The following is a 24,674-nucleotide window of genomic DNA, read 5'->3' on the forward strand; positions in this document are numbered from 1 at the left end:
CGCTGGGTGACGGGCCGGAAGCCCCATGTGAACAACTCCATCGCGGCCCGGCGACAACCGGGACGACCCGGACAGGTCACTGGGCGGCGAGTACGTCCACCACGAAGCGCAGCGGACCGGTCGGACGTCCACCGGCGGCGGCCTCGTCGTTGCCGTACGCCAGCTCGCCCGGGATGTCGAGCTGCACCCGGCTGCCCACTGTCACGCCGACCAGGCCCTGGTCCCAGCCGGGGATGACCTGGCCGACGCCGATCGGGAAGGTGGCCGGCTGCCCGGCCTTCCAGGAGGAGTCGAACTCCTTGCCGTCCTTGTAGAACACCCCCACGTAGTTGGTGGTGATGTTCTGGCCCTTCTGCACGGCCGGGCCCTTGCCCTTGATCAGCGGGGTGACGGTGAGCTTCTTCAGGTCGCCAGTGCCCGGCGTCACCGTCGGCTTGCTGCCCAGCGCCGGGTCGGCACCCTCGGGCAGTTGCGGTGCGGGCGGCGCGCCGGCCTCGTCGGGGGCCGGGGCGGAGGCGGACGGGGTCGCGTCGGCCTGGGTCTTGGGCTTGTCGTCGCCCCCGCCGATCGTCACGAAGACGCCGATCAGCACCCCGACCACGGCGACGGCCGCGAGGCCGCTGGCCCACGCGTTGCGCTTCCGCCTCGCGTCGGCGGCCTTCTTCTCCGCCAACTGGGCGGCCAGGCGGCGCCCCGACTTGGTTGCCGGGCTCTGGTCCGGGCCCTTCTGCTGCGTCCGCTCGCTCACGTCGTCGACTCCCTGCTGCGAAGTGTGGCCGGCACCCGGTGCCGGGGGGAAAGCCGACGCACACGGTACCCGCACCGCGGCCTACCGTGCCCGCCGCGGACGCCCCGGATCGCCCAGTGCGACAGTTCCGGGGCTTTCCCGGGCGGTTATTCCGGGACGACCATGAAGTCGGTCACGAACGAGGTGACCCGGCCGTCGGCGGCACGGCCGATCCAGGTGCCGTAGCAGCCGTCGCCCCAACCGGTGGTCACTGTGACGACGTTGGCGCCGCTGGCCTCGTCCAGGACAGCGGTGATCAGCCCCGGGACCGGGGAGGAGGGCAGCTTGTCGGGGATGAAGACCTCCTCGACCCGGTCGTAGTCCCAGCCTTCCAGGACACTGAGCGCTGTCGGGTCGGCGAGGGTGCCGGCGCCGGCGTCCACCCCGTACCCGAAGTAGTCGTCCGCACCGAGCGTGGTGACGTCCTGGTCGCCAGCGACTGCCGGTTCCCAGCGGGTGGTCGGCTCGTCGGAGACCACCAGCTGAAACGCGGCCACCCGCCGGTCCACCTCGGCGTCCTCCCGGAGCACCACGGCCACCCAGGCGCGGGCGGCGTACCGCCCCGGCGGCACCGTGACAGTGAACGGCTCGGCCTCCGGGCAGACCAGCGGGTCACACCCGACCACCTGGCCGGTGGGCAGCACGACGTCGCCGGCCGGGTGGGCCTCGATCAGGTACGCGCCGTGCTGGTCGGTGAAGCGGGCGCCGGGCGTCAGCAACCGGTCCAGATCAGGGGTGTACGGCATGGGGGCTCCTCCGGTCGCCAGCGGCCGGCGGAGCGTACCCGGCGAGGCGGACACCGCCGCCGCTGCCGTACGGTCAGGCGCTCTTGCGGGGTGCGGTCTTGCGCGCGGCGGTCTTCTTCGCCGGCTCCGCCTTCTTCGCGGGGGTCTTCTTGGCGGCGGTCTTCTTCGCCGGCTCGGCCGCCTTCTTCTCGGCCGTCTTCTTCGCCGCCGTCTTCTTCGCGGGCGCCTTGGCCGCCTTCTTCTCGGCTGCCTTCTGCGCCGACCGGGCCGACGAGATGGGCGTCGGTTCGCCACCACCGCCGCCACCGCCACGGGTGGGCTGCTCGCCGCGTGCCGCCTTGGCCCGCTCCACCGAGGCCTTCAACGCGGCCATCAGGTCCACAGCAGCCGCCGGGGCCTCCTCGACCTCCTCCGGCTGGACGACCTCCCGACCCTCCACCTTGGCGTCGATGACCTCCTGCAACGCGGCCCGGTAGTCGTCGGTGAAGACGTCCGGCTCGAACTCGCCGGTCATCGAGTCGATCAGTGAGCTGGCCATGGCCAGCTCCGGTGGGCGCACCTTGAGGTCCTCGTCGAGGAAACCGAAGTCGGGGGTACGGATCTCGTCCGGCCAGAGCATGGTGTTGAGCAGCAGCACACCCTCGCGGACCCGCAGCGTGGCCAGCTGCTCCCGCTGGCGCAGCGCCACCTTGACGATGGCCACCCGCTCCGAGTCGATCAGCGCGTCGCGCAGCAGCACGTACGGCTTGGTCGCCGCGCCTTCCGGCTCGAGGAAGTAGGCCTTGTTGTAGAGGATCGGGTCGACCTGTTCGGCCGGCACGAACTCCAGCACGTCGATGGCGCGGGAGCTGGTCAGCGGCAGGTCGGCGAAGTCCTCGTCGGTGAGGATCACCATCTCGCCGCCGCCGATGTCGTAGCCCTTGGCGATGTCGTCGTAGGTGACCTCTTCGCCGCAGACCGAGCAGGTGCGCTTGTAGCGGATCCGACCGCCGTCCTCACGGTGCACCTGGTGGAACCGAATGTCCTTCTCCTCGGTGGCCGAGTAGAGCTTCACCCCGATCGAGACGAGCCCGAACGACACGGCTCCCTTCCAGATGGCACGCATCCTGCGCTCCCTTCCCCGGTATCGACCATGCTCGCATCCGAATGAACCGGACGCGAGGTGTTCGCCCTGCTACTACAGTCGGGTCGTGCCCGGCGCGCCGCTCAAGCCGATGCTCGCGATGACCGGGCCGCTCCCGGCGGGTGACGGCTGGGCCTACGAGTTCAAGTGGGACGGCGTCCGCGCTCTGGCTGACATCTCAGGTGGCCGTCAGCATCTGTATGCCCGCTCCGGCGTGGAGATCACCGCCGCGTACCCGGAGTTGGCCACCCTTCCCGAGCAGGTCGACGACGCACTGCTCGACGGTGAGGTGGTGCTCCTCGGCCAGGGCGGGCAGCCGTCGTTCACCGCGCTGGCCGAGCGGATGCACGTCCGGGACCGGGCGAAGGCGGCCCGGTTGGCAGCTGTCATGCCGGTGACGTACATGATCTTCGACCTGCTCCGGCTCAACGGTGACGACCTGACCGGGTGGCCGTACGAGCGCCGCCGGGAGGCCCTCGACGCGCTCGCGCTCGGTGGCCCCCGGTGGGCGGTGCCGCCGATGTTCGCCGACGGGCCGGCCACCTACGAGGCGGCCGGGGAGCACGGCCTGGAGGGTGTGATGGCCAAGCGGGTCGGGGCCGTCTACCGCCCGGGGGTGCGCTCGCCGGACTGGGTGAAGGTCAAGCTGGAGGTGACCGGCGACTTCGTCATCGGCGGTTGGCGGCCGGGTGCGCGCCGGATCGGCGGGCTGCTGGTCGGGGTGCCCGGCCCGGACGGCCGGCTGATCTACCGCGGTCGGGTCGGCGGTGGCATCGGCGCGGCCATCGAGCGGCAGCTCCTCGCCGAGCTGGAGCCGCTGCGCTCCGGCGTGTCACCGTTCGCGCCGGGGATGCCGCGCGAGGATGCGCGGAGCGCCATCTGGGTAACACCCCAGGTGGTGGTGGAGGTGAAGTACGGCCAGCGCACCCCCGACGGCCGGCTGCGCTTCCCCCGGGTGCTGCGGTTGCGCCCGGACAAGCCTCCGGAGGAGGTCGACGATGCCAGCTGAGCGGCTACGGGTGGACGTCGAGGGTCGCGCGCTTGAGCTGTCCAACCTGGACAAGGTGCTCTACCCGGCGGCCGGGTTCACCAAGGGTGAGGTGATCGACTACTACACCCGGATCTCCCCGGTGCTGCTGCCGCACCTGCGGGACCGGCCCCTCACCCGGATCCGCTTCCCCAACGGGGTGGACGACAAGTCGTTCTTCGAAAAGAACAAGCCGGCCGCGACCCCGGACTGGGTGCGGGTGGAGAACCTGCCCGCGCCCGGGTCGACGAAGGGCCGGGAAACCATCGACTACGTGGTCGCCGACGACCTGCCCACCCTGGTCTGGCTGGCCAACCTGGCCGCGTTGGAGCTGCACACACCGCAGTGGAAGGTGGGCGAGCACCCGGACATGATGGTCGTCGACCTGGACCCGGGACCGCCGGCCGGGCTCGCCGAGTGTTGCCCGGTGGCGGTGCTGATGCGCGACCGCCTCGCCGACGACGGCATCGAGTCGTACCCGAAGACCTCCGGCAAGAAGGGCATGCAGCTGTGCTGCCCGATCGCCGGCACCCAGCCGTCCGACCTGGTCTCCGACTACGCCCGGCGGATCGCCCAGGAGTTGGAGAAGGCCCACCCGAAGCTGATCGTGTCGAAGATGGCGAAGAACCTCCGACCGGGCAAGGTCTTCATCGACTGGAGCCAGAACAACGCGGCGAAGACCACGGTGGCGCCGTACTCGCTGCGGGCCCAGTCGGTGCCGTCGGTGTCGACGCCGCTGACCTGGGACGAGGTCGAGGCCGGCGCGCGCGGCCGGAAACCGGCCGTCCGCCAGTTCACCGCCGCCGAGGTCCTGGCCCGGGTCGAGGAGTACGACGACCTGCTCGGCCCCCTGCTCGACGGCGGCCCGGAACTGCCAGGCTGACGCCAGGGTGACGTTGGGTTCCTGGGGCCAGGGGCGGCGGTACCCGTGACAGAGCGTCGCGGGCCTCGGGGCCCCGTGCGGCCACTCACCACCTTTGCTCTGCTTACCTGTACGCACCACCGCGTTTAGCTGGGACTTTGAGGCGGCCCACGCAGTCGAGGGGTGGAAACTTTCCTCACGGGGCGTGTGCGTCGCATATAGGTAAGCAGAGCAAAGGCTCTGAGTTGGGGCCGTGGCCCGTAGCGGGGTTACCTGATGTGATCGGCCGGCGCCCGCCGCGAGGGGTGGACGCCGGCCGAAGGGGAGCTGGCGGTGGGTCAGTTGCGGCCGAAGACCGTGCGGCTGGAGCCGAGGCGCAACAGCACCGTCTCACCGGTGGCGTCCTGGACCCCGTCGTTGTCGGTGATCGCGTACACCTCGCCGTCGCCGGCCACGGTCAGACCCTCCAGCTTCTCCTGGGTCCAGCCGTCGGTGGCGCGCAGCGCGGGCAGCACATCGACGGCGAGCGTCTTCGGCAGCACTGTCAGCGGGCCGGTCGCCGCCGCACCGGGCAGCGGCACCGTGTAGATCCGCTTGACCGCGGCGGCCGGGCCGTTCAGCTTGTCCCGTTCGATGACCGCGAGCCGGTCACCGACCACGGTGATCTCGGAGAGGCCCATCCAGTCGCCGGGCACGGTGGTGGCCCCCAACTGGTAGCCGAACCAACTCCAGGTGCCCGCCGCGACGTCGTACCGGCCGAGCCGGACGACGCCGGCCCGGTCGGTGCTCAACTCCCGCTGCACCGCCACCCACACGATCTCCCGGCCCTGCCGGTCGGTGGTCGCGGTGACGCCCTCCAGGCCCTGCTTGCCGAGACCGGCGGCGACCTCGGCGGGCAGCGCAACGGTCTGGCGGGTCACCCCGGCCGCGTCGAGCCGGACCAGCTTGTTCTCCGCGCCCTTGGCGCCCTCCACGGCCAGCCAGAAGCCGCCCTGCGGGCGGGCGAAGATGCCCTCCGCGTCGTACCCGACCGGAGCACCGGCCGCGTCCCGCACCGGCAGCGCGCCGGTGATGACGGCTGGGGTCCGCTTCGCGTCGATGCTGAGGATGCGGGTCTGGCTGTACGCCGCGTCGGTGACGCTGTAGAGCTGGTCCCGCTTGCCCGGGGCGGTGCTCAGCGCGCCGAGTGCTCCCCAACCGATCGGGGCGCCGGTCCGGTCGGTGCCGGAGACGATGCTCGGGAACGCCGGGGTGGCCTTGCCGAGCTGGAAGAGCGACACCGAGGCCCGAACGTTGACAGCGGCGTCGTCCTCCTCACTGGAGACCGCGAGCAGCCCGCGCGACGGGATGGGTAGCAGCCCCTCCGGCCCGTTTGTGGTCGGCAGCACCTGCTTGAAGACCGGCCGGGTGCTGTCGCTCAGGTCGTAGACGGCGACGAAGTTGCTCCGCTCCGAACCGACGAAGGCGTACCGGACCCCGTCGTACTCGGCGACGGCCACGCCCTCCGGCTCGGTGCCCTTCTTGGCGGCCCGGTCCTCGTTGTGCAGCCCGTAGCTGACGGCGAGCCGCTCGAAGGTGTTGCCGGCGTCCCAGGCGACCCGTCCGCTGCGGCTGTCGAAGATCGACCAGCCACGGGTGCCGCCGTGCCAGTCGCCCTCGTTGGCCGTGGCGAGATAGCGGTCGTCGACCCAGGCCACCGCGTCCGGCTCGCGCGGCACGTCGGTGATGCCGCCGGTCAGGTCGATGACACCGTCCTTCTTGGTGTCGATACCGCTGATGGTGGCGGTGCCTGCGCTGAACACCGTGGTGATCCGGCCGGTGGGCAGGTCGACCAGGGCGACGCCGTTGTTCTCCTGGAGCGTCACGGCCAACTGGTTGCGGCCGTTGATCGAGACGTACTCCGGCTCGGGGTCGGTCGGCGCGGCGAGGCCGGCCTGCACCAGGGCGGGCAGTGCGCTGCCGTCCGCCCGGGTCAGCGCTACCGGCCGCAGCCGCCAACCGGCCGGAGACTTCCCGGCCAGGTCGACGATCTGCACGAAACCGGCGGGTGCCTGGGGCAGGTCGCCCTCCTCGCCGCCGGGCGGGGTGGCCTCCTCGTCGCGCTCGTTCTCGATGGCGATCGCGGCGTACCGCTTGTCCTTGCTGATCGCGATCGAGTCGGGCTGACCGCCCAGGTCGAAGCTGGCCACCCGCTTCCGAGTGGCCAGCTCGATCACGTCGAGGCGTCCGGACGGCGCGGTGTAGCTGGCGCTGGTGTTCACCACGACCAGCACGTACCTGCCGACCACGGCGACCGAGGTCGGCTCGTCCTCGGCGTCGCCGAGCTGGGCCAGGGAGAGCGTGCCGAGGCCGCGCGGCCGGTCGGCACGGGAGATGTCCAGGAAGCCGATGCGCCGGGCCAGCGCGTCGGTGTGGATCAGGGTGCGGCCGTCCTCGCTGACCGCCGAGATCTCGGCGACCGTCGCGGTGGTCGGATCCTCGCCGGCCGGACGGTTCTGGAACACCGGGTACGTGGCGACCCGGTCGAAAGCGAGCGACGGGTGGTGGTGCGCGCCGGCCGACGCGGGGGTGGCCCCGGTCAGGCTGGCGGCGGCGACACCGGCTGCGGTGAGCGCGGTGAATGCTCTTCTGAGTGTCAAGGACTTCCTCCGTTAGGTCGTACCCGCACGGAGGCTGACAGCTGTCGGGGAGCATCAGCTTGCGGCGACGTGAACAGCGGGCGAAGCACGCAGCCGCCACCAGGCACCGCCGACCAGGGCGACAGTGATGACGGTGACCGCGACGTCGCCGGCCAGGGCCGCCGCCGGGGAGGCCGGGGAGTACGGCGGCACCAGGTACGCGAACGCGGCGGCGGTGACCAGGCCCGCCGTGCCAGCCACGAGCACGTGCCGCTGCCCCCAGCGCACGCCCGACGACCAGTACGCGATCAGCCCTCCGGCGGCGGCGGCGAGTGCCAGCGCGATGGCCACCCCCGGCCAGCCGGGCGTCAGGTCGCCGCCGATTCGAACGAGAACGACGAGCAGACCCACCCAGAGCGGGTGCGGCACCCGACGGGTCCGGCGCGGACGCGTGCGGCGCCAGCGGGGCAGCACTGCGACCGCGACCAGGGCGACGACCAGCACGGCGGCGAACGCCAGCTGGAGCGGGCTGGCCAGGAAGTCCTTCCGGCCGCTGCTGTCGGAGAAGATCAACAGGCTGCCGAGCAGGTAGACCACGCTGACCACGGCGAGACCTGGCCGGCCCAGCCACGGCCGCAGCCGCCGCTCCGGCCCGAGGAACGACTCGATCAGCACGATCGGCGCGCAGATGGTCAGCACGATGTGGTTGCCGACGTAGTCGAACGCCTGCCGGAGGCTGAATTCGAGCCCCGGCACCAGCGTCGCCTCGGCGGCGGCACGGGTGTCGGCGTACTGGGTGTCGTCGAGGTAGTCGGGGTTGAACAGTGACTGGTCGACCAGCCCGGCCTGGAGTACGCCGAACGCGGCGGCGAGCAGCACGATGGTCGGCCAGCCCGCGCCGAGGTGCCGGGCGGTCTCCCGGATGAGAATCGCCGCGCCGCCGTACATCGGGCCCAGGAAGATCAGCACCGGGAGGAAGTCGTCGATGGCGAAGCCACCCCACGAACACTCGGCCGCCCACGGCGCGAGCAGCAGCAACGCGATGACCGGCAGAAGCCGTCGGCGCAGAGGCGGACGGTCGGCGGTGGCGGGAGGGTCGGCGGTGACAGGTTCGGGTCCGGTCGGCATGGGCCCTCCTCGGCGGTGTTTCGGGGATCGTTCCTGCACCGTGCGCGGGCCACCCGGTCACCCGATACGGCCATTGGCCGACGACACGTGCGACCAAAGTCGTTGAGTACTGTGGTGCCGACGTCGACTCGGGGAGCGTGGAGATGCAGCCAACCGTCACGGCCGACCTGGCGGCCCGGCCCGTCGAGACCGAGCGTCCGCTGCTCAGCTACCGCGACGAGGCGACCGGCGAGCGCGTCGACCTGACCGCCCAGCAGGTCGGCCAGTGGGCGGCCCGCAGCGCGAGCCTGCTGCGGGACGGCTGCGGGCTCGGCCCCGGCAGCCGCGTAGCGGTCCTGCTGCCGCCGCACTGGCGTACCGCCGCTGTGTTGTTGGGCGCCTGGGCCTCCGGCCTGGCGGTGTCGTTCCGACCGCGTGCCACCGCGGGCCTGGCGGTGCTCGAACCGGGCGGTGACCGGCCGTTCGACGCGGTCTTCGTGACGCCGGAGCGGCAGGACGACTGGCTGGAGGACGTGCCGGACGCGCCGCACCGCTACCTCGTCGGCACCGGGCCGGGGCAGCTGGACGACGTGCCGTTGGGCTGGTTGGACTGGTCCGCCGAGGTGCTCCGGCACGGCGACGGCGCACCCGACCACACCGCCATCCATCCGTCGGACCCGGCCACCGCGGACGGCACCACCTACGGTCAGTGGGGTGCGCTCGCCCAGGAGTTCGCCACGATGCTTGACCTGCGCGCCGGCGACCGGCTGCTGGTCGAGGCCGCCGAGACCGAGCAGCCGCTGAAGTGGTTGCTCGCGCCGCTCTCGGCCGGCGCGTCAGTGGTGATCAGCGCCAATCTCGACCCGGCACGGCGGGACGCGGTCGTCGCCGCCGAACAGGTGACCCGGGTCCTCTGAACTCCACCGGATCGGCCCAAACAGCGCTGGCCGATCCGGTTCCGTTACATCGCCATCTGCCCTGCTCAGAGGGTCTTTTGTCGATGCCGTCGGCGTGTTCTCATACCGGAACAGCGACCTCATCGACCCCGCACCGCCACCCTCATCGAAAGGTGCACCGATGCGCAGAAGACCGACCTTCCGACTGGCGGTCCTCACCGCCACCGCCGCGACGTTAGTGGCATCCGGCGGTGCCTCCGGGGCCCTCGCCACGGCCGCGCCCGCGACCGCCTCCCCGGGCGTCACCGCGTGTGAGCCGGGTGCCGACGCGCACAGCGCAGCCCGGGTAGCCGAGGGCGCCACCGCCCAGGAGCCGGAGCTGTACTCCACGAACGAAGCCAACGCCTACGGCGTGATCAAGGACGCGCCGCGCCTGGCGAACGGCAGCGTCACAGTGCCGACGGTCTTCCACATGATCTCCGACCATCCGCTCACCGCAGCCGAGACGACCAGGTGGAACACCCTGATCGCCGCGCAGATGACGGTGCTCAACGACTCGTTCGCGGGCCGCACGGCGGGAGACGCCTCCAACACCCCGTTCCGGTTCTCACTCGTCGACACGACGTGGACCGTGAACAGCGCCTGGTACACGGTCGTGCCTGGCAAGAACGAGCGGGACATGAAGAAGGCGCTGTACACAGGCGACTCGCGGACCCTGAACGTGTACGCGGCCAACATCGGCGACGGGCTGCTCGGCTGGGCGTACTTCCCGAAGGGCTACAACAACGGGCGTGACTACATCGACGGTGTGGTGATGCTCGACGAGTCGATGCCGGGCGGCACGGCCGGCAAGTACGCCCTGGGTGACACGCTGACGCACGAGGTCGGGCACTGGCTGATGCTGGAGCACACCTTCGCGCACGGCTGCTCCGCGTCCGGCGACTTCGTGGCGGACACCCCGCGCGAGGCGGCGCCGCAGTTCAACTGCCCGGTGGGCGCGGACTCCTGCACCGCGCCCGGGCTCGACCCGATCCACAACTTCATGGACTACACGCAGGACTCCTGCATGAACATGTTCACCGCCGGGCAGGCCGACCGGATGAGCGACGCCTGGGTGGCGTTCCGTTCTGGTGCCACCATGAGCTGAACGGGCCCGACGGGCACCTGAAAAGGGGTTGGCGAGCCAGTGGCTCGCCAACCCCTTTCGGGTACGCAGACCAAAGCGCACCGGAAGCGTCGTTCGGCCGGCCACATCACTGGGTTTCCGTCCGATTTGCTGCGCTGTGTAACGCAGTGGACGGTGACGTCGCCGTCTACCAATAGAGCGACGATCTTGTCGCCGACCCGGCGCCGGCCCCCGAACACACCACCGGCCACCGGGCACCACGGGGTATCAACCGAGGGAGACCGCGTATGCGGTTCCGCACACTGGCCCGCTCGGCCCTGGCATCGGCACTGGTCGCGGCGACCGGCCTCGTCGCCGCCGTCGCACCCGCCCGGGCCGCGGACACCAGCACCGTTATCGGCTACGAGGTGCTCTGGGATGGGAACTCGGCCTTCCGCTGGAATCAGGGCACAGCGACCGTGGAGGTGGCCCGGCAGTCGGCCACGGTGAGCCTGACCGGCCCGACCACGGCGAACGTCGCCCCCGCAGCAGAGGCAGCGCTTTGCAACGGGAGGACCCCCGGCCCAGGATCGGGTGATCCTGGGCCGGGCCGGATTCCTCTGCCGGGTCAGTCGAACGTGGCGGCGAACATGCCGGGCTGGTAGGAACCGCCCTTCTGGTGCACGATCACGGCGAGCCGGTTCGCCGCGTTGATCAGCGCGACCAGCGACACCAGCGCGGCGATCTGGTCGTCGTCGTAGTGCTTGCGTACCTGGGCCCAGGTCTCGTCGGACACGCCCTCGTGCGCGTCAGCGAGCCGGGTGCCCTCTTCGGCGAGCGCCAGCGCGGCCTGCTCGGCCTCGGTGAACACGGTGGACTCGCGCCAGGCGGCCACCAGGTGGAGCCGGACCGAGCTCTCACCTTCGGCCAGAGCCTCCTTGGTGTGCATGTCGATGCACCAACCGCAGCCGTTGATCTGGCTGGCCCGCAGCGATACGAGCTCCTGCGTGGACTTCGGCAGCGGCGACTGCTGGATCACCATCCCGGCGTTGGCGAACCGCTTGAAGAACTTCATGGCGATCTGGTTGTCGAACATGTTGAATCGGGCGTCCATGGTTCCGTCCTTCACTCGTGGTGTTTCGGTGGACGAACATGGGATGCCGGCGATCAGGTCCCTGTGACGACGCGGCCGGGTGACGACTGCCACTCCCCGGAGGTGTCACAGAACGGCCAGGTCCGGCATCTGGTGGGTGACGCAGTCGAGAGCGAACAGGAGTCACCCATGGTGGGCACGCCGCAAACCGCAGCCGACGACCGCCAGGACCCGGCCACCGAGGCTTTCCTCGCCCACCGCAACCTGCTCTTCACCGTCGCGTACGAGATGCTCGGCTCGGCCGCCGACGCGGAGGACGTACTCCAGGAAACCTGGCTGCGGTGGGCGGGCGTCGACCTCGGCACGGTGCGGGATCAGCGCGCCTACCTGGTCCGGATCACCACCCACCAGGCGCTCGCCCGGCTGCGTACGCTCGGCCGCCGCAAGGAGTCCTACGTCGGTCCCTGGCTGCCCGAGCCGCTGCTCACCACGCCCGACGTGGCCGAGGACGTCGCCCTGGCCGACAGCGTCTCGATGGCGATGCTGCTGGTGCTGGAGACGCTCGCCCCGACCGAACGCGCGGTGTTCGTGCTTCGCGAGGTGTTCGACGTCGGGTACGACGAGATCGCCGAAGCCGTCGACAAGAGCCCGGCCGCGGTCCGGCAGATCGCACACCGGGCACGGGCGCACGTCGCGGCGCGCCGGCCGCGCCGGGTCGTCTCAGCAACCGAGACCCGGTACGCGCTCGATGCGTTCCAACGAGCGGTCGAGACCGGCGATCTGCAGAGCCTGCTTGACATCCTCGCCCCAGATGTCGTCCTGCTCGGCGACGGTGGCGGAGTCAAACAGGCGGTCCCGCGGCCCATCGTGGGAGCCGACAAGGTCGCCCGCCTGTTGGCCGGCGGCTGGGGCCGGATCGACGACATCTCGTCGCTGCGGCCGGCGCAGGTCAATGGCTACCCGGCGCTGATCCTCCAGCTCGACGGAGAGCTCGACACCGTCGTGGCCGTGCGCATCGACGACGGTCTGATCACCGGCCTCTACGCGGTGCGCAATCCCGAGAAGCTGTCGCACATGGGGCGGGAAACCACTTTGAGCCGCTGAGCCGGAGCGGACGCACAGCCGGCTGATCCGTTGACGCCATCAGCGCAGTTGATCAACTAACTGTTCATCCCCGCTGCGCCCGTTTCTCATCAAGCTCGCCTGGCGAGTTCTCCAACGGCCGGCAGGGTCACTGAACGGTCGCGCCCACCGGCGTGCCACAGCACCTGTAGACCGGAGCGCTGGCATGCCCTCAACCCCACGGTGGCCCCGCCGCGTCGTGATCTCGGTGGCGTTCACCCTCACCCTGCTCGCCGCCCCCGTTCCCGCCGGAGCCCATCCGTACGGCTATCCGCAGACCGTGACCATCGCGGCAGACGCGACCCGGCCCGAGGTGGTGCGCCTGACGTGGAAGGCGGGCGGCGTCGACGAACTGACAGTGCTCGGCGTCCGGCTCGGCCTGCTGCCGCAGGACCGTGTACTGCTCGACGGCGCGATCTCCTTTCAGGCTTCGGACGCGACGGTGCTCGCCTCGTCCGCGTCGTTCGCGACCTATCTGCTCCAGCAGATGACTGTGACCAGTGACGGGCACGCGTGCGCCGGCACCGTCGACACGCCGAGCGATCTCGCCGGTTCCGGTGTGGACGTCGACTACCTCTGCGCGGGGCCGATCGGCGCGGCCCGCATCGAGGTCCGGATGCTGAGCGACCTCGACCCCGCGTACCAGACGGTGGCGACCGGCCCGTGGGGCCAGCGCCAGGTGTACGGCCCCGGCCGGTACGCCCACGACTGGGCGCTCGGCGACGCGCCCTCGGCGAGCGATGCAGGCGTTGCCGACCACGGCCGCGCCACCTCCTGGAAGGTCGCCGGGAGCGTCGGCCCCCTGCTGCTCATCGCGGCAGTCGTCACGCTGCTGCGACGTCAGGTACGTCGCCGACGGGTCGCCCGCGCCCGGCCGTCGTCCTGAGACCGGCCACCCGCTCTGGTCCCCGTGCCCGCCGCGGCGGCACTCCGGTGCTCGGCCTCGGCGGTTCTTCGCACCCAACAAAGGAGAAACCTCGCCATGACGCACGCATCACGTGCGCGTAGGAAGCGAACACGCGGACTCCTGTCCGCGGTGGCGCTCCTCCTCATCGCCGGACCGGCGACGACCCTCAGCCCCACCCTCGCAGGAGCGCAGACGGTCCCGACCAGCGGTAACGCGCCGCTGATCAGTCTGAGCAACGGGCAGAACCTCGAAGGTAACGTCCCCGTCGTCGTCGAGCCGGTCACCGAGAACGACTCGGTCACCACCCTCGCCGTCGACGGCGACCGGATCGGCGCCGACAAGACCGCCGGGACCGCCCACTTCGCCTTCGAGATGGGCGGCAACGGCACCGAGGCCCGCTACCGCAACTACATCACCGTCAACGGCCACACCGCCGACGCCGATCGGGTGTACCTCCCGGACATCCCGGGAGGGCAGGTCGGCACGCTCGACTTCCCCGGTGACTGGTTGCAGCCCGGCACGAACACCGTCACCGTCCAGGCCGGAGCGAACTGGGTCGACTCGACCACCAAGACCGCCGTCGGCTATGAGGAGTTGCCGAACGGTGAGGGTGGCCGCTGCCCCAACTACGACGACTACGCGTTGAGCAGCATCAGCCTCAGCCTGCTCGGCGTGGTCGCCGACGGCGAGCAGAACCTGTTCAGCTACAGCTTCGGCGACGGCACCTGCGGCAGCTCCGCGAAGCTGCTCAAGCAGGCCCTGACCTTCGTCATCTCCGGCGAGCCGGGCAGCACGTCCGGCCTGCGCACCGACCTGGACACCACCAGGCTCACCAACGGTACGCACACGGTCAGCGCGACGACCCAGTCGGGCGCGAAGACGTCCGTGACTGTCGACGTCAACAACTCGCCGGCCGGCGCGGCGGTCGTCACCCCCGGTGACGGTGCCCGCATCCGTGGCACGCGACCGGTCATCGCCGCGTTGCCCACCGGCGGCAAGGACCACGTCGAGTCACTGGCTGTGGACGACAAGCCCGCCGAGAACGCCGAGGCGCTGGCCACCGGCACCGCCACCCTCGGCCTCCGGGTCGAGGCCGGCAACGCCGTCGAGGCCCGCTACCAGAACTACACGCTGGTCAACGGCCACCGGGTCGATCTCGGCGGCGACTACGGCGCCACCGGCGCCGAGGACGTCAGGTTGGCGTTCCCGACCCGGTTCCTACACCTCGGTGACAACGTCGTCGAGGTCCGGACCGGCGACTACAACGGCACCCTGAACGGCACGACCTGCGCCAACCACGACGACTTCACCCTCACCCGGGAGGCCACGAGCCTCACCCTGAGCACGGCGGGCACGGTGACGGCCGGCACCACGTACGTCGTCACCACCAGCGGCACGACCGTGACGAAGGCGGAGACGACCGCCGCCACGCTGGCGCTGGGCGACGGTACCTGCGCGGCCAACCGGGACGCCGAACTTCACTTCACCATCGCCGGCGCCCCGACGACCCGTACGGTCGACACCCTCGGCAGCGGTGGCGACGCGCACCTGAAGGTGTTCGTCGGCGGCAACGGCAGTGACAACGGGTACGACAACAAGTTGCTGGTCAACGGCATCCCGCTGGAGATCGGCATGTGGGAGAAGGAAGTCGCCGACCTCGCCTTCCCGAACGAGTGGCTGGTGCCGGGCGTCAACGCCGTGGAGTTCGTCGCGGGCAACGACCACGGCAGCGCCAAGCCCGGCGGCTGCGACAACTTCGACGACTTCACGCTGCGGGACTTCCAGCTGCTGCCGACCGACGCGAAGGCGACCCAGCTGACCCGCTCGATCGCGCAGACCACTGTCACCATCGGCTCGGCGAGCTACCCCGCCGGTTCCCAGGTGACCACGTACGTCGGCGACGGCACCTGTGGCAGCAGCTACAACTCGGTGCTGACCAAGATGGTCCTGTTCGACGTCACGGCACCCGACGGCGCGGCGCTGCCGGCGCTGGGCAAGCGCGCCGACGTGGACACGACGACGATCGCGGACGGCGCCCACACCATCAAGGCGGTCGTCGGGGACAAGACCTCGACGCGGCGCTTCACCACCGACAACACCGCCCCGGAGGTCGAGAGCAGCGTCCCGGCGGCCGGGCAGCGGCTGACCTCGACCGTCGCGCTCAACGTCAAGATCAAGGACGCCTCCGGGGTCGTCGGCACGCCGGCGATCACCCTCGACGGCGTGGCCGTCAAGCAGGGCGACCAGATCGGCCACGGTCTGCCGGCCGGCGAGCACACCATCGCCATGACGGCGACCGACGCGCTCGGCAACACCGCCACCCGCGAGGTGCGTTTCAGCAGCGCGAGCATCCCGGACGTTCCGACCGAGCTGAACTCGACAGTCAAGAGCACCGACCCGATCTCGGCCGAACTGTCCGCCCGGATCCCCGGCGCCGAGGGCGTCGGGCTGACCGCCACCTTCACCAAGGCGGACGTGGTCCTGCCGACGGGCGGCTACCAGGGTGAGGCGGCCGACGTGCCGACCACGCTCGACGTCCAGCACGACAAGAACGTCGACGTCGCCTCGTTGCGCCCGCTCGACGGCGCGACGATCGACACCCCGTCCAGCCGTGGGGTGATCTTCCAGCGGTACGACCTGCCGCTGGGCGCGACCAGTCAGGAGCCGACACTGCGCTGGTCGGGCACCATCGACCCGGCCCGGATCGTGGCGCTGCGGGCGTGGGATCCGGCCACCAGGAAGTGGGTCGTGCTGACCAGTTCGCGGGGGCAGGCCGGGCAGGACACCGTCCTGACCGCGCAGATCGAGGCCGGCTACCGCGACGGCGGCGTGGTGCACGTGCTGGTCACCGGCGAGGATCCGTTCGCCGACGACCTGTCGCCGCACGACGCGTCTGCGCAGAACGACAAGGACCGCTTCGAGGACCCCGCGTCGTACGACTTCTCGTTGGCGCACTTCACCGACACCCAGTACATCACCGAGGGTGCGGCCGGTGGTACGTACGACGACTTCGACGGCAACGCCGAGCCCTCGGACGTCGAGACGGCCGAGGAGCAGGCGATCTGGTCGGCCGCGTACCGCGACCAGATGCAGTGGATCGCCGACAACGCGGCCAGCCGCAAGATCGCGTACGCCGCGCACACCGGCGACGTCATCGAGAACGACTACTACGACCCGCTGGCCAAGAACCCGGACGGCTCGCTGAAGCGGCCCGGTCTGCACGAGCAGGTCGAGAAGGAGCTCGCCACCGCCTCGGGCTTCCAGAAGATCCTCGACGACAACGGCGTCGTCAACCAGGTCATCGCGGGCAACCACGACGACCAGTTGGGCGCCGAGACGGGCCCCACGTCCCGGTTCAGCCGGACCTTTAGTGCCGACCGGTACTACGGGACGGCGAAGGGCTGGCCGAAGGGCACCGAATACCACGCGTGGGACGAGGTGACCAACGCCGACGGGTCCGTCACGCCGGGCAAGGACAACCAGAACAACTACCTGCTCTTCTCCGCCGGTGGCCTGGACTTCGTCGCGGTCGGCCTGTCGTACGGCGTCACGCCGGCTGAGGCCAAGTGGGCTGACTCGATCTTCAAGCGGTACCGGGACCGCAACGGGATCCTGCTCTCTCACGACTACCTGAAGCCGTCGGCCAACCCCGACGGTCGCGGGGCGGACTTCTCCGCACCGGACGGCTCGCCGCTCTTCAAGCAGGTCGTCGAGGTCAACCCGAACGTCTTCCTGGTCCTCGCCGGACACGAACACGGCGTCGGCACCAACCTGAAGTCGAAGATCGGCGTCACGGTCAGCCACGACGTCGTGGAGCTGCTCGCGGACTACCAGTTCTACACGGTCACCGCCGCTGAGCTGTGGCCGACGCGGGTCGCTCCGGACGGCACCATCGACGTCAACGGCGACGGCACCCCGGACCACAAGGCCACCGACCGGCTGCAGTTCGGCGCGAGCTTCCTGCGCCTGCTCCAGTTCGACGTGGACCGGGCCGAGATGCACATCGACACGTACTCGCCGTTCCTCAAGAACTTCGGAGCGACCGAGTACGACATCCGCCAGGACGGCAGCCAGTCGAAGCCGCGGTACAACGGCTCGGAGGACAACCTGACGCTGCCGGTGGACCTCAGCACCCGCAAGACGTCGTTCACCACCGACTCGCTCGCCGCGTACGTGCCGTCCGGCACGATCGGCACCGACGAGGTGACCTCGAACGGCGTCGCCACCACGACCTGGGGCAAGCTCCTGCCGGGCACCTCGTACGGCTGGATCGTCTCCGCGAAGAGCGCCGACGGCGGCGAGGCGGTGGCCCAGCCGGCCGTGTTCGCGATCGCCAAGCAGGTCCCGACGATGACCGTCACCGCAGCCCCGACCACCTGGGGCAGCGCGGCGACGGTGACCGTGCGGGTCGCGGCCGGCAGTACGCCGGTCACCGGCACGGTGGAGCTGCGCGAGGGTACGACCGTCCGCGGCTCGACCACTGTGACCAACGGGACCGCGACGTTCACCCTCCCGGTGGGCCTCGCGGGCGGTCAGCACACGCTGTCCGCGTCGTACGCGGGCGACGACCACCTCACTTCGGTGCAGGCCACTGCCGTCCTGACGGTGAACCTGCCGGCCGAGTGGAGTTCGTCGACCGTCTACAACGACGGGGGCCGGGTCACCTACCAGGGCCGGGTCTTCCGGGCCTCCTGGTACACGAAGAACCAGAAGCCGGGCGCCGATGCCAACGGCGCGTGGCAGGAACTCGCCATGACCGAGGACGGTACGGCGATCTGGACCGCGTCGCGGATCTTCAACTCGGGTGACGTCGCGATGTACGACGGCCGGAAGTGGCGGGCCCAGTGGTACACCCGCAACCAGAAGCCGGGTGACCGCAACGGCTCCTGGGAGGAGATCGCCCCGACCCCACCGGACAACAGCCCGGCGGCTTGGACGCTCACGAAGGTCTACAACGCCGGTGACCGGGTGTCCTTCAAGGGTCACGTGTACGAGGCGAAGTGGTGGACGCGCGGCCAGGAGCCCGGGGACAGGAACGGCCCCTGGAAGCTGATCAAGTAGGGCAGGTTCGCGTAAGGCCGGCCCGGGACCGCTTCTGGTCCCGGGCCGGTGCGCGTCTCGTCACCCGTCCGGTGGAGCGCACACGTTCCGCCGTCTCTCACGTTTTCCTGCCTCCTAGGCTGCGCCGAAGGCCGATATGGGGGGCGGAGGGCGATTGTGGTGTCGAGGCGTACACGTCGAATGATGGTGTCGGCAGTGGCCAGTGGTCTGTTCGCCCTCGGTGTGGTCGCGCCCGGCCCGGCGGCGGCACCGCTGCCCCGCGCGGCCCAGGCCGACGGCCCCACAGTTCCCGAACCGCGCGAGCCGCGCCCACCGCTGCTCCCCGCCGACTTCCAGGGCACCGGCCGGTACATCGTGCGGGACCTCGGCATCGATGTGCCGTTCTCGTGGCAGGGCCGGGACGGCAACAGCCAGATGACCGCCGGCGGCCCGGACCACCCCATCTGGTTCACGAACCTGATCTACGAGAACACGCTCTACACGCTCACCTACAGGTGGCCGAACATCCCGCTGTTCCCGCCCCGCGCGTGCAGCAAGATCCCGGGGTTCTTCAACCGGCAGATCTTCAACGACAAGCTGAAGACCGCCCGCTACGTGGGGCCGGAGATCCTCCAGGGTGACCAGGACCGGCACGTCGACCACTGGCGGGTCGGGGTGGTCGGCGGCTCCACTGTGCCGGGGGAGTTCTTCCGGTTTCCGCTCGCGCTCGGCGACATCTACGTCGACCAGCACGACCCGACCCGGTGGTGGCAGGTGTTGCAGTTCGGCCTGCAGAACCTCTTCGACCCGGAACTGGACGAGTGGTTCACCATGGACACCTTCGACCACCGCCCCGGCGAGGTCACCCTCCCCGACCGCTGCCCGCCCCCCACGTCGTGACCCATCGACAGGCAGGGTCAGGTTTGGGCCGAGCCCGGTTAGAGGGCGAACAGCAGTGCGGCGTTCAGGAGGACGACGAGGGCGGTGGCGAAGTGGATGCCGAAGGCGACGGCCTTCGTTCCGCCGTTCCGCAGCACGATGAGGGTGTCGCCCAGTGGGACGAGCGCGACGACAAGCATGAACCACGCGACCGCGTCGGCGGTCGTGAAGGCGATCAGGGCGAGGCCGAGCAGGCCGAAGGTGAGGTCTTTCAGCCCTTTGACCGTCAGGTAGGCGGGGTCACCGTCCGGGCGGGCCGGCACGCCGTATCCGGCGGCCGCGGCCTGGGGCACCAGCAGGAACCGCGCGCCGATGAAGGCGACAAAGAGGCTGAGTACGACGGCGAGCCCGTAGGCGAGGGGTGCCAGCATGAGTCTGCTCCAATTCCTAGCGCTGCTAGATATGAGAGCGACGCTAGCAGAGCGCCGACAGGAACGCTAGCGCTGCTAGGGTTGCTGTCATGTCGACACAGGGGCGCCGGGAGCGCGAGCGGGCGGAACGGGAGCAGGCGATCATCACCGCGGCACGCGACCTGGCCCTGGCGGAAGGCTGGGACGCGGTGACCACCCGCCGACTCGCCGCCGAGATCGAGTACAGCCAGCCCGTCCTCTACAGCCACTTCAAGGGCAAGGACGCCATCATGGCGGCGGTAGCCGTCGAGGGCTTCGCCGAGCTGGCCGACGCCCTGGCCACGGCCCGGGCCTCGGCCGCCACTCCCCGGCAGGCGGTCGCCGACGTCGCGGCGGCATACGTCGCGTTCGCCCAGCAACGTCCCGCGATCTACGACGCGATGTTCACCCTCGCCGTGGACCTGCCGTTCGCCACCCAGGCCGTCCCGACGGACCTGGCCCGAGGCTTCGCCGAACTGGCCGAGACGGTGCGCCCAGTGGCGGGGGACGACGACCTGGAGACGCTCACCGAGACGTTCTGGAGCGGCCTGCACGGGCTGGTCACGCTGATGCGCAGCGGCCGGCTCCGCCGCCCCGGCCACGACCGCCGGCTGGCGGTGCTGGTGGACCGCTTCTCCCCGTGAGCGTCGCCGGTCAGGGCTGACTCGGTCGCCGCGTGCACGGCGCGAGGTGGTCGACCGGCAGGGCGCACCGCGCGCCGCCGGGCAGTGGCCGATCACAGAAGACCCAATGTCGTACGCCCTGCTGGTCCTCCGCAGAGACGGTCACCCCGCCCGGCTCGACCCGCGCGCTGAGCCGGACCAACACCCGAGCGGCGGTACGCGCGAAGATCCGGGCGCGCAGCAGGTCCGGCGCGGTGATCGGCAGGTGGATCACCCAGCGGTCGCTCATCGGTGGCGGCACTGTTCGAGGAGCTGCCAGGGCTGCGGCGACTCTTCCCGCCTTCTCGTCTGGTTGCGCACGTGGCTGCCCTTCGTCGGATGGGATCGACGTGCAGGGGCGGTCTCCGCCGGTTGCGTTCGGCGGAGACCGCCCGCCCGGGGCCGTCCGGGGGGGTACGGCAGCAGGGCCGCGCCGGTAGAGCGCGGCGGATGGGGTCTCGACGGTTCGGATCTCGGCGGCGATGCGAGGCCGGTACGAGAGGCGCCAACCGACCGCAGCAGCACCGCATCACCGAGAGCGACGCTACCGATACTGAGTCACCTATGTCAAGCACGTTTCCGAGTCATCTACCCACCTACGTCACTCGCGCTACATACGTTGCCTGCGTCGAAGCGGCTGATCAATACTGGGCGAGCCAACCGACTGCAAGGGGCTCCACGTGCCTATCCCGCCCACGATGGACGAGCTGCTCGACGATCTTCTGAAGAAGATCAAGGACGGGACCTATCCGCCGGGGTCACAGCTTCCGTCCGGGCGCGTGCTGGCGGACGAATACGACGTCTCGCAGTCCACGATCAGCCGTGCGGTGGCGAAGCTGCGGCAACAGGACGTGCTCGTCGGGCGTCCGGGGCGCGGGGTCTTCGTCGCGGAGTCCCGCAAGCGCTGACGCTCGCTCCCTGCCCGGAGCGCGGTGCCCGGGGCGTGTGGAGCGCGTTGCACGAGGCGTGAGTTGCCTGGCGTTGCCGGTGGCCGTCGTCCAGGCCGGACGGTTGACTCGTCTACGACATCAGCTCGATAGCGAGCGCGAGAGACACCCGCTCCCGCCCCGCACCCGCGTCCACCGCGCTGATCGACTCGGCTTTCAGGAAGCCGGGGCATCAGAGCGTCCGGGACACCGCGACTTCCTGGAAACCGAGTCGATCAAGGCCGCGCGCGGTCAGTCGACGGTCGGCAGCTTCGGGCCGAGGACGTCGTCGGCGTCGACGATCGTGTACGCGTACCCCTGCTCGGCGAGGAAGCGCTGGCGGTGCGCGGCGTACTCCGTGTCGATGGTGTCCCGGGACACCACTGTGTAGAAGTGCGCCTGCCGGCCGTCGGCCTTCGGGCGCAACACCCGACCGAGCCGCTGCGCCTCCTCCTGGCGTGACCCGAACGTCCCGGACACCTGGATCGCCACCGCCGCCTCCGGCAGGTCGATCGAGAAGTTGCCGACCTTCGAGATGACCAAGGTGCGCAACTCGCCGGACCGGAACGCGTCGAAGAGCCGCTCCCGCTCCTTGTTGGTGGTCGACCCCTGGATGATCGGCGCGTCGAGGTACTCGCCGAGCTGGTGCAGCTGGTCGATGTACGCGCCGATCACCAGCACCTGGTCGTCCGGGTGCCTGTCGACAAGCGCCTTGACCACCGGCAGCTTGGTGCGGGCGGTCGCCGCCATCCGGTAACGCTCCTCGGCCTCCGCCGTCGCGTACGACATCCGCTCCGCGTCGGTCAGGGTCACCCGGACCTCGGTGCACTCGGCCGGGGCGATCCAACCCTGCGACTCGATGTCCTTCCACGGCGCGTCGTACCGCTTCGGCCCGATGAGGCTGAACACGTCACCCTCACGGCCGTCCTCGCGTACCAGGGTCGCAGTCAGGCCCAGCCGGCGGCGGGCCTGGAGGTCCGCGGTGAACCGGAAGATCGGCGCGGGCAGCAGGTGCACCTCGTCGTAGACGACCAGGCCCCAGTCGCGGGCCCCGAAGAGGTCCAGGTGGGTGAACGCGCCGCCGCGCCGCGAGGTGAGCACCTGGTACGTGGCGATGGTGACCGGGCGGATCTCCTTGCGCTCGCCCGAGTACTCGCCGATCTCCTCCTCGGTCAGCGACGTACGGGCGATCAGCTCCCGCTTCCACTGCCGGCCGGCGACCGTGTTGGTGACCAGGATCAGTGTGGTCGCCTTCGCCTCGGCCATCGCCGCCGCGCCGACGAGGGTCTTGCCCGCGCCGCAGGGCAGCACCACCACCCCCGACCCGCCGGCCCAGAACGCCTCGACGGCTTCCCGCTGGTACGAGCGCAGCGTCCACGGCTTACGCCCGTCCTTGCCGGCCTCGGCCAGCTCGATCGGGTGCGCCTCACCGTCGACGTAACCGGCCAGGTCCTCCGCCGGCCAGCCCAGCTTGAGCAGCGCCTGCTTGAGCCGGCCGCGCTCGGACGGGTGCACCCGGATGGTGTCGTCGTCGATCTTGTCGCCGAGCATCCCGGCGAGCTTCTTGCTCTTGGCCACCTCGATCAGCACCAGCCGGTCCAGTGCGCGCAGCACCAGCCCGTACGCCGGGTCGTTGGCGAGCTGGAGCCGGCCGTACCGGTCCATCGTCTCGGCCACGTCCACCAGCAGCGCGTGCGGCACCGGGTAGCGGGAGTACTTGAGCAGCGAATCCACGACACCCTCGGCGTCGTGGCCCGCCGCGCGGGCGTTCCACAGACCCAGCGGGGTCAGGCGATAGGTGTGCACGTGCTCCGGCGAGCGTTCCAGCTCAGCGAACGGCGCGATCGCCATCCGGCAGGCCTGCGCGTCGGGGTGGTCGATCTCCAGCAGCAGGGTCTTGTCCGACTGCACGATCAGTGGTCCACCGCTCACGCCAGCGTCCTCTCCTCGGTTGGCCGACCGGCCATAACGGGTCGCATACCCGCCGCTGGCCGACCATCCAGTGTTGCACGATGCGGGACTGCGGAAGAAAGATGCTCACCGGGCGCAACCGTGATGGCACTCACGAACGTCTAGTAAAGGGACGACTGTCTGGGGAGGTCCCATGAAGCATGTCCGGATCACTTCCCGGCTGGTCGCCCTTGGGGTGGTCGTGCTGGTCGGCGCGGGTGCGTGCGCGTTCGAACCGCAGTCCGGCGGGAGTGGTGGCGGGGGAGCCGCCCCAGCCGGTGCGGCGGAACAGGCAACGGGGGCGAGCGACACGCCCGGGCCCGACCAGCGCGGCCGGCCCACGCCGGCCGCGCCCACCCCGAAACCCACCCGGAAACCCACGCCGAAGCCGACCCGCCCGGCACCCACGAAAACCCCCGGCACCGGTACGCCCACCGTCGCCGGCTGCCCCCAGGGTCAGCACCAGCGCGCGGTGGAGACCCACCTGGCCCGGTTGGGTGGGTTCGGGGCGGTGACAGTGGACGGCCGGCAGTCCGCCGCCGACTGCGCCGCGATCAAGAAGTTCCAGAAGAGGTACGGCATTCGCCCCGTCGAGGGCCGCGCCGGACCGACCACCCTCGACGTGGCCCAGCGCCTCGCCACCACCGACACGGCCCGGTGCAAGGCCGGCACCGGCACCACGTTCTGCGTCGACCTGACCCGGCAGACCGTCTGGGCGCTCCGCGGCGGCAAGGTGATCATGGCGCCGACGGTGACCCGCACCGGCATGTCCGGCTACCGCACCCCGGCCGGCACGTACACCGTCAACTACCGCAACCCCAAGGAGTGGTCCGACCCGTACGAGGTGTGGCTGCCGTACTGGCAGCACTTCACCCAGGGGATGGGCTTCCACGAGACCACCACCTACCTGCACGAGAAGTCGATCGGCTCGCACGGGTGCGTCAACCTCCTGCACGCCGACGCCGTCCGGATGTGGGAACTCGGCAAGGTCGGCACCCGGGTGGTGCTGATCGGTCGACGCCCCGGCACCTGAGCGACACGCAGCGAATCGGGGCGATAACCCCCTGTCCGACCGGACCAACGAGTGTCACCCTTGGAGTCCAGGGCCGGACCGGGCGGGGAGGCTGGGTATGACGGTCGACCGTGACGTGATCGCGGAGCACGAGCAAGCACCACCCGACGAGGTGTCCCGAGCGACCGTGATCGCGTACGCCGTCGCGGCGACGCTCCTCCTCGGCTGGTTCCTCTTCGGTTGGCTGGTGCTCCAGCAGGGCTTCGTCGACTCGGTCGGGGAGTCCGCCGGCGCCGGCTTCGCGCTGCTGCTGATCATCTCGGTGGTCGGCACCGTACGCCGCAGCCGCAGCCGCCGCTGACC

Annotated in this window: 22 protein-coding genes; 13 read left to right on the forward strand and 9 right to left on the reverse strand. The window is 70.5% G+C overall.

The genetic code is table 11. From position 1 onward, the window contains the following. Positions 1–76: 76 nt before the first annotated feature. The 3 genes from IW249_RS11595 to ku form a co-directional block, all read right to left on the reverse strand. Positions 77–748, reverse strand: a complete 672-nt coding sequence (locus IW249_RS11595) for an FKBP-type peptidyl-prolyl cis-trans isomerase (protein ID WP_196920726.1) — start codon at positions 746–748, stop codon at positions 77–79. A 146-nt stretch (positions 749–894) separates the two neighbouring features. After that, a complete protein-coding gene (locus tag IW249_RS11600) occupies positions 895–1,533 on the reverse strand; it encodes a DUF4241 domain-containing protein (RefSeq protein WP_196920727.1) in 639 nt (212 codons plus the stop codon). Positions 1,534–1,606: 73 nt separating this feature from the next. Next, positions 1,607–2,638 (reverse strand): non-homologous end joining protein Ku, encoded by a 1,032-nt coding sequence (gene ku / locus IW249_RS11605; RefSeq protein ID WP_196920728.1) that lies wholly within the window; start codon positions 2,636–2,638, stop codon positions 1,607–1,609. Between the two features lie 85 nt (positions 2,639–2,723). Here ku and ligD (IW249_RS11610) point away from each other — a divergent pair, with 85 nt between their 5' ends. Continuing rightward, positions 2,724–3,665, forward strand: coding sequence for a non-homologous end-joining DNA ligase (gene ligD, locus IW249_RS11610; protein WP_196920729.1), 942 nt, complete (start codon positions 2,724–2,726; stop codon positions 3,663–3,665). Further along, complete coding sequence (gene ligD / locus IW249_RS11615) at positions 3,655–4,566, forward strand: non-homologous end-joining DNA ligase (RefSeq protein ID WP_196920730.1); 912 nt, start codon at positions 3,655–3,657, stop codon at positions 4,564–4,566. Before ligD (IW249_RS11610) ends, ligD (IW249_RS11615) begins: the two co-directional genes overlap by 11 nt. A gap of 317 nt (positions 4,567–4,883) precedes the next feature. Here ligD (IW249_RS11615) and IW249_RS11620 read toward each other — a convergent pair whose 3' ends face one another. Then, positions 4,884–7,184 carry an esterase-like activity of phytase family protein gene (locus IW249_RS11620; protein WP_196920731.1) on the reverse strand — a complete coding sequence of 767 codons (2,301 nt, stop codon included), beginning with the start codon at positions 7,182–7,184 and terminating at the stop codon, positions 4,884–4,886. A gap of 54 nt (positions 7,185–7,238) precedes the next feature. Further along, positions 7,239–8,291, reverse strand: coding sequence for a hypothetical protein (locus IW249_RS11625; protein WP_196920732.1), 1,053 nt, complete (start codon positions 8,289–8,291; stop codon positions 7,239–7,241). A 143-nt stretch (positions 8,292–8,434) separates the two neighbouring features. Between IW249_RS11625 and IW249_RS11630 the strand changes: the two genes are divergently transcribed. The 3 genes from IW249_RS11630 to IW249_RS11640 all read left to right on the forward strand — a co-directional run bounded on the left by IW249_RS11630 (position 8,435) and on the right by IW249_RS11640 (position 10,936). Further along, positions 8,435–9,187 (forward strand): TIGR03089 family protein, encoded by a 753-nt coding sequence (locus IW249_RS11630; RefSeq protein WP_196920733.1) that lies wholly within the window; start codon positions 8,435–8,437, stop codon positions 9,185–9,187. A 160-nt stretch (positions 9,188–9,347) separates the two neighbouring features. Continuing rightward, complete coding sequence (locus IW249_RS11635; RefSeq protein WP_196920734.1) at positions 9,348–10,313, forward strand: zinc metalloprotease; 966 nt, start codon at positions 9,348–9,350, stop codon at positions 10,311–10,313. Positions 10,314–10,579: 266 nt separating this feature from the next. Continuing rightward, positions 10,580–10,936 carry a hypothetical protein gene (locus tag IW249_RS11640; RefSeq protein ID WP_196920735.1) on the forward strand — a complete coding sequence of 119 codons (357 nt, stop codon included), beginning with the start codon at positions 10,580–10,582 and terminating at the stop codon, positions 10,934–10,936. On the opposite strand, the gene IW249_RS11645 is transcribed toward IW249_RS11640, so the two are convergent. Then, a complete protein-coding gene (locus IW249_RS11645; protein WP_196920736.1) occupies positions 10,900–11,385 on the reverse strand; it encodes a carboxymuconolactone decarboxylase family protein in 486 nt (161 codons plus the stop codon). The two genes, IW249_RS11640 and IW249_RS11645, sit on opposite strands and share 37 nt — an antisense overlap. Positions 11,386–11,553: 168 nt before the next feature. Here IW249_RS11645 and IW249_RS11650 point away from each other — a divergent pair, with 168 nt between their 5' ends. The 4 genes from IW249_RS11650 to IW249_RS11665 all read left to right on the forward strand — a co-directional run bounded on the left by IW249_RS11650 (position 11,554) and on the right by IW249_RS11665 (position 19,333). Further along, positions 11,554–12,468 carry an RNA polymerase sigma-70 factor gene (locus IW249_RS11650; protein WP_196924748.1) on the forward strand — a complete coding sequence of 305 codons (915 nt, stop codon included), beginning with the start codon at positions 11,554–11,556 and terminating at the stop codon, positions 12,466–12,468. Between the two features lie 184 nt (positions 12,469–12,652). Then, complete coding sequence (locus IW249_RS11655; protein ID WP_196920737.1) at positions 12,653–13,372, forward strand: hypothetical protein; 720 nt, start codon at positions 12,653–12,655, stop codon at positions 13,370–13,372. 150 nt (positions 13,373–13,522) lie between these two features. Next, entirely contained in the window at positions 13,523–18,454 is a 4,932-nt protein-coding gene (locus IW249_RS34990; RefSeq protein ID WP_196920738.1) for a carbohydrate-binding protein, read from the forward strand. Positions 18,455–18,649: 195 nt separating this feature from the next. Continuing rightward, complete coding sequence (locus IW249_RS11665) at positions 18,650–19,333, forward strand: hypothetical protein (RefSeq protein ID WP_196920739.1); 684 nt, start codon at positions 18,650–18,652, stop codon at positions 19,331–19,333. A gap of 38 nt (positions 19,334–19,371) precedes the next feature. On the opposite strand, the gene IW249_RS11670 is transcribed toward IW249_RS11665, so the two are convergent. Beyond that, complete coding sequence (locus tag IW249_RS11670; protein ID WP_112699942.1) at positions 19,372–19,743, reverse strand: DUF4267 domain-containing protein; 372 nt, start codon at positions 19,741–19,743, stop codon at positions 19,372–19,374. A gap of 89 nt (positions 19,744–19,832) precedes the next feature. Between IW249_RS11670 and IW249_RS11675 the strand changes: the two genes are divergently transcribed. Beyond that, positions 19,833–20,405 (forward strand): TetR/AcrR family transcriptional regulator, encoded by a 573-nt coding sequence (locus tag IW249_RS11675; protein ID WP_196920740.1) that lies wholly within the window; start codon positions 19,833–19,835, stop codon positions 20,403–20,405. A gap of 10 nt (positions 20,406–20,415) precedes the next feature. On the opposite strand, the gene IW249_RS11680 is transcribed toward IW249_RS11675, so the two are convergent. Next, the gene (locus IW249_RS11680; protein WP_196920741.1) at positions 20,416–20,673 is read right to left on the reverse strand and encodes a hypothetical protein; all 258 of its coding nucleotides are present in this window, start codon (positions 20,671–20,673) and stop codon (positions 20,416–20,418) included. Positions 20,674–21,121: 448 nt separating this feature from the next. Between IW249_RS11680 and IW249_RS11685 the strand changes: the two genes are divergently transcribed. Further along, complete coding sequence (locus IW249_RS11685) at positions 21,122–21,331, forward strand: GntR family transcriptional regulator (protein ID WP_196920742.1); 210 nt, start codon at positions 21,122–21,124, stop codon at positions 21,329–21,331. 270 nt (positions 21,332–21,601) lie between these two features. Here IW249_RS11685 and IW249_RS11690 read toward each other — a convergent pair whose 3' ends face one another. Continuing rightward, entirely contained in the window at positions 21,602–23,281 is a 1,680-nt protein-coding gene (locus IW249_RS11690; RefSeq protein WP_091395299.1) for a DNA repair helicase XPB, read from the reverse strand. Between the two features lie 172 nt (positions 23,282–23,453). Here IW249_RS11690 and IW249_RS11695 point away from each other — a divergent pair, with 172 nt between their 5' ends. Continuing rightward, positions 23,454–24,332 (forward strand): L,D-transpeptidase family protein, encoded by an 879-nt coding sequence (locus IW249_RS11695; protein ID WP_196920743.1) that lies wholly within the window; start codon positions 23,454–23,456, stop codon positions 24,330–24,332. Positions 24,333–24,429: 97 nt separating this feature from the next. After that, a complete protein-coding gene (locus tag IW249_RS11700; RefSeq protein ID WP_196920744.1) occupies positions 24,430–24,672 on the forward strand; it encodes a hypothetical protein in 243 nt (80 codons plus the stop codon). Positions 24,673–24,674: the final 2 nt, after the last annotated feature.

The sequence above is a fragment of the Micromonospora vinacea genome, from assembly GCF_015751785.1.
GTDB classification, from domain to species: Bacteria; Actinomycetota; Actinomycetes; order Mycobacteriales; family Micromonosporaceae; genus Micromonospora; species Micromonospora vinacea.

Excerpts from the sequence above, each read along its gene's own strand:
- IW249_RS11600 (WP_196920727.1), bottom strand. The coding sequence starts at position 1,533 with ATGCCGTACACCCCTGATCTGGACCGGTTGCTGACGCCCGGCGCCCGC.
- ku (WP_196920728.1), bottom strand. The coding sequence starts at position 2,638 with ATGCGTGCCATCTGGAAGGGAGCCGTGTCGTTCGGGCTCGTCTCGATC.
- ligD (WP_196920730.1), top strand. The coding sequence starts at position 3,655 with ATGCCAGCTGAGCGGCTACGGGTGGACGTCGAGGGTCGCGCGCTTGAG.
- IW249_RS11625 (WP_196920732.1), bottom strand. The coding sequence starts at position 8,291 with ATGCCGACCGGACCCGAACCTGTCACCGCCGACCCTCCCGCCACCGCC.
- IW249_RS11630 (WP_196920733.1), top strand. The coding sequence starts at position 8,435 with ATGCAGCCAACCGTCACGGCCGACCTGGCGGCCCGGCCCGTCGAGACC.
- IW249_RS11635 (WP_196920734.1), top strand. The coding sequence starts at position 9,348 with ATGCGCAGAAGACCGACCTTCCGACTGGCGGTCCTCACCGCCACCGCC.
- IW249_RS11640 (WP_196920735.1), top strand. The coding sequence starts at position 10,580 with ATGCGGTTCCGCACACTGGCCCGCTCGGCCCTGGCATCGGCACTGGTC.
- IW249_RS11645 (WP_196920736.1), bottom strand. The coding sequence starts at position 11,385 with ATGGACGCCCGATTCAACATGTTCGACAACCAGATCGCCATGAAGTTC.
- IW249_RS11650 (WP_196924748.1), top strand. The coding sequence starts at position 11,554 with ATGGTGGGCACGCCGCAAACCGCAGCCGACGACCGCCAGGACCCGGCC.
- IW249_RS11655 (WP_196920737.1), top strand. The coding sequence starts at position 12,653 with ATGCCCTCAACCCCACGGTGGCCCCGCCGCGTCGTGATCTCGGTGGCG.
- IW249_RS11670 (WP_112699942.1), bottom strand. The coding sequence starts at position 19,743 with ATGCTGGCACCCCTCGCCTACGGGCTCGCCGTCGTACTCAGCCTCTTT.
- IW249_RS11675 (WP_196920740.1), top strand. The coding sequence starts at position 19,833 with ATGTCGACACAGGGGCGCCGGGAGCGCGAGCGGGCGGAACGGGAGCAG.
- IW249_RS11680 (WP_196920741.1), bottom strand. The coding sequence starts at position 20,673 with ATGAGCGACCGCTGGGTGATCCACCTGCCGATCACCGCGCCGGACCTG.
- IW249_RS11685 (WP_196920742.1), top strand. The coding sequence starts at position 21,122 with ATGGACGAGCTGCTCGACGATCTTCTGAAGAAGATCAAGGACGGGACC.
- IW249_RS11695 (WP_196920743.1), top strand. The coding sequence starts at position 23,454 with ATGAAGCATGTCCGGATCACTTCCCGGCTGGTCGCCCTTGGGGTGGTC.
- IW249_RS11700 (WP_196920744.1), top strand. The coding sequence starts at position 24,430 with ATGACGGTCGACCGTGACGTGATCGCGGAGCACGAGCAAGCACCACCC.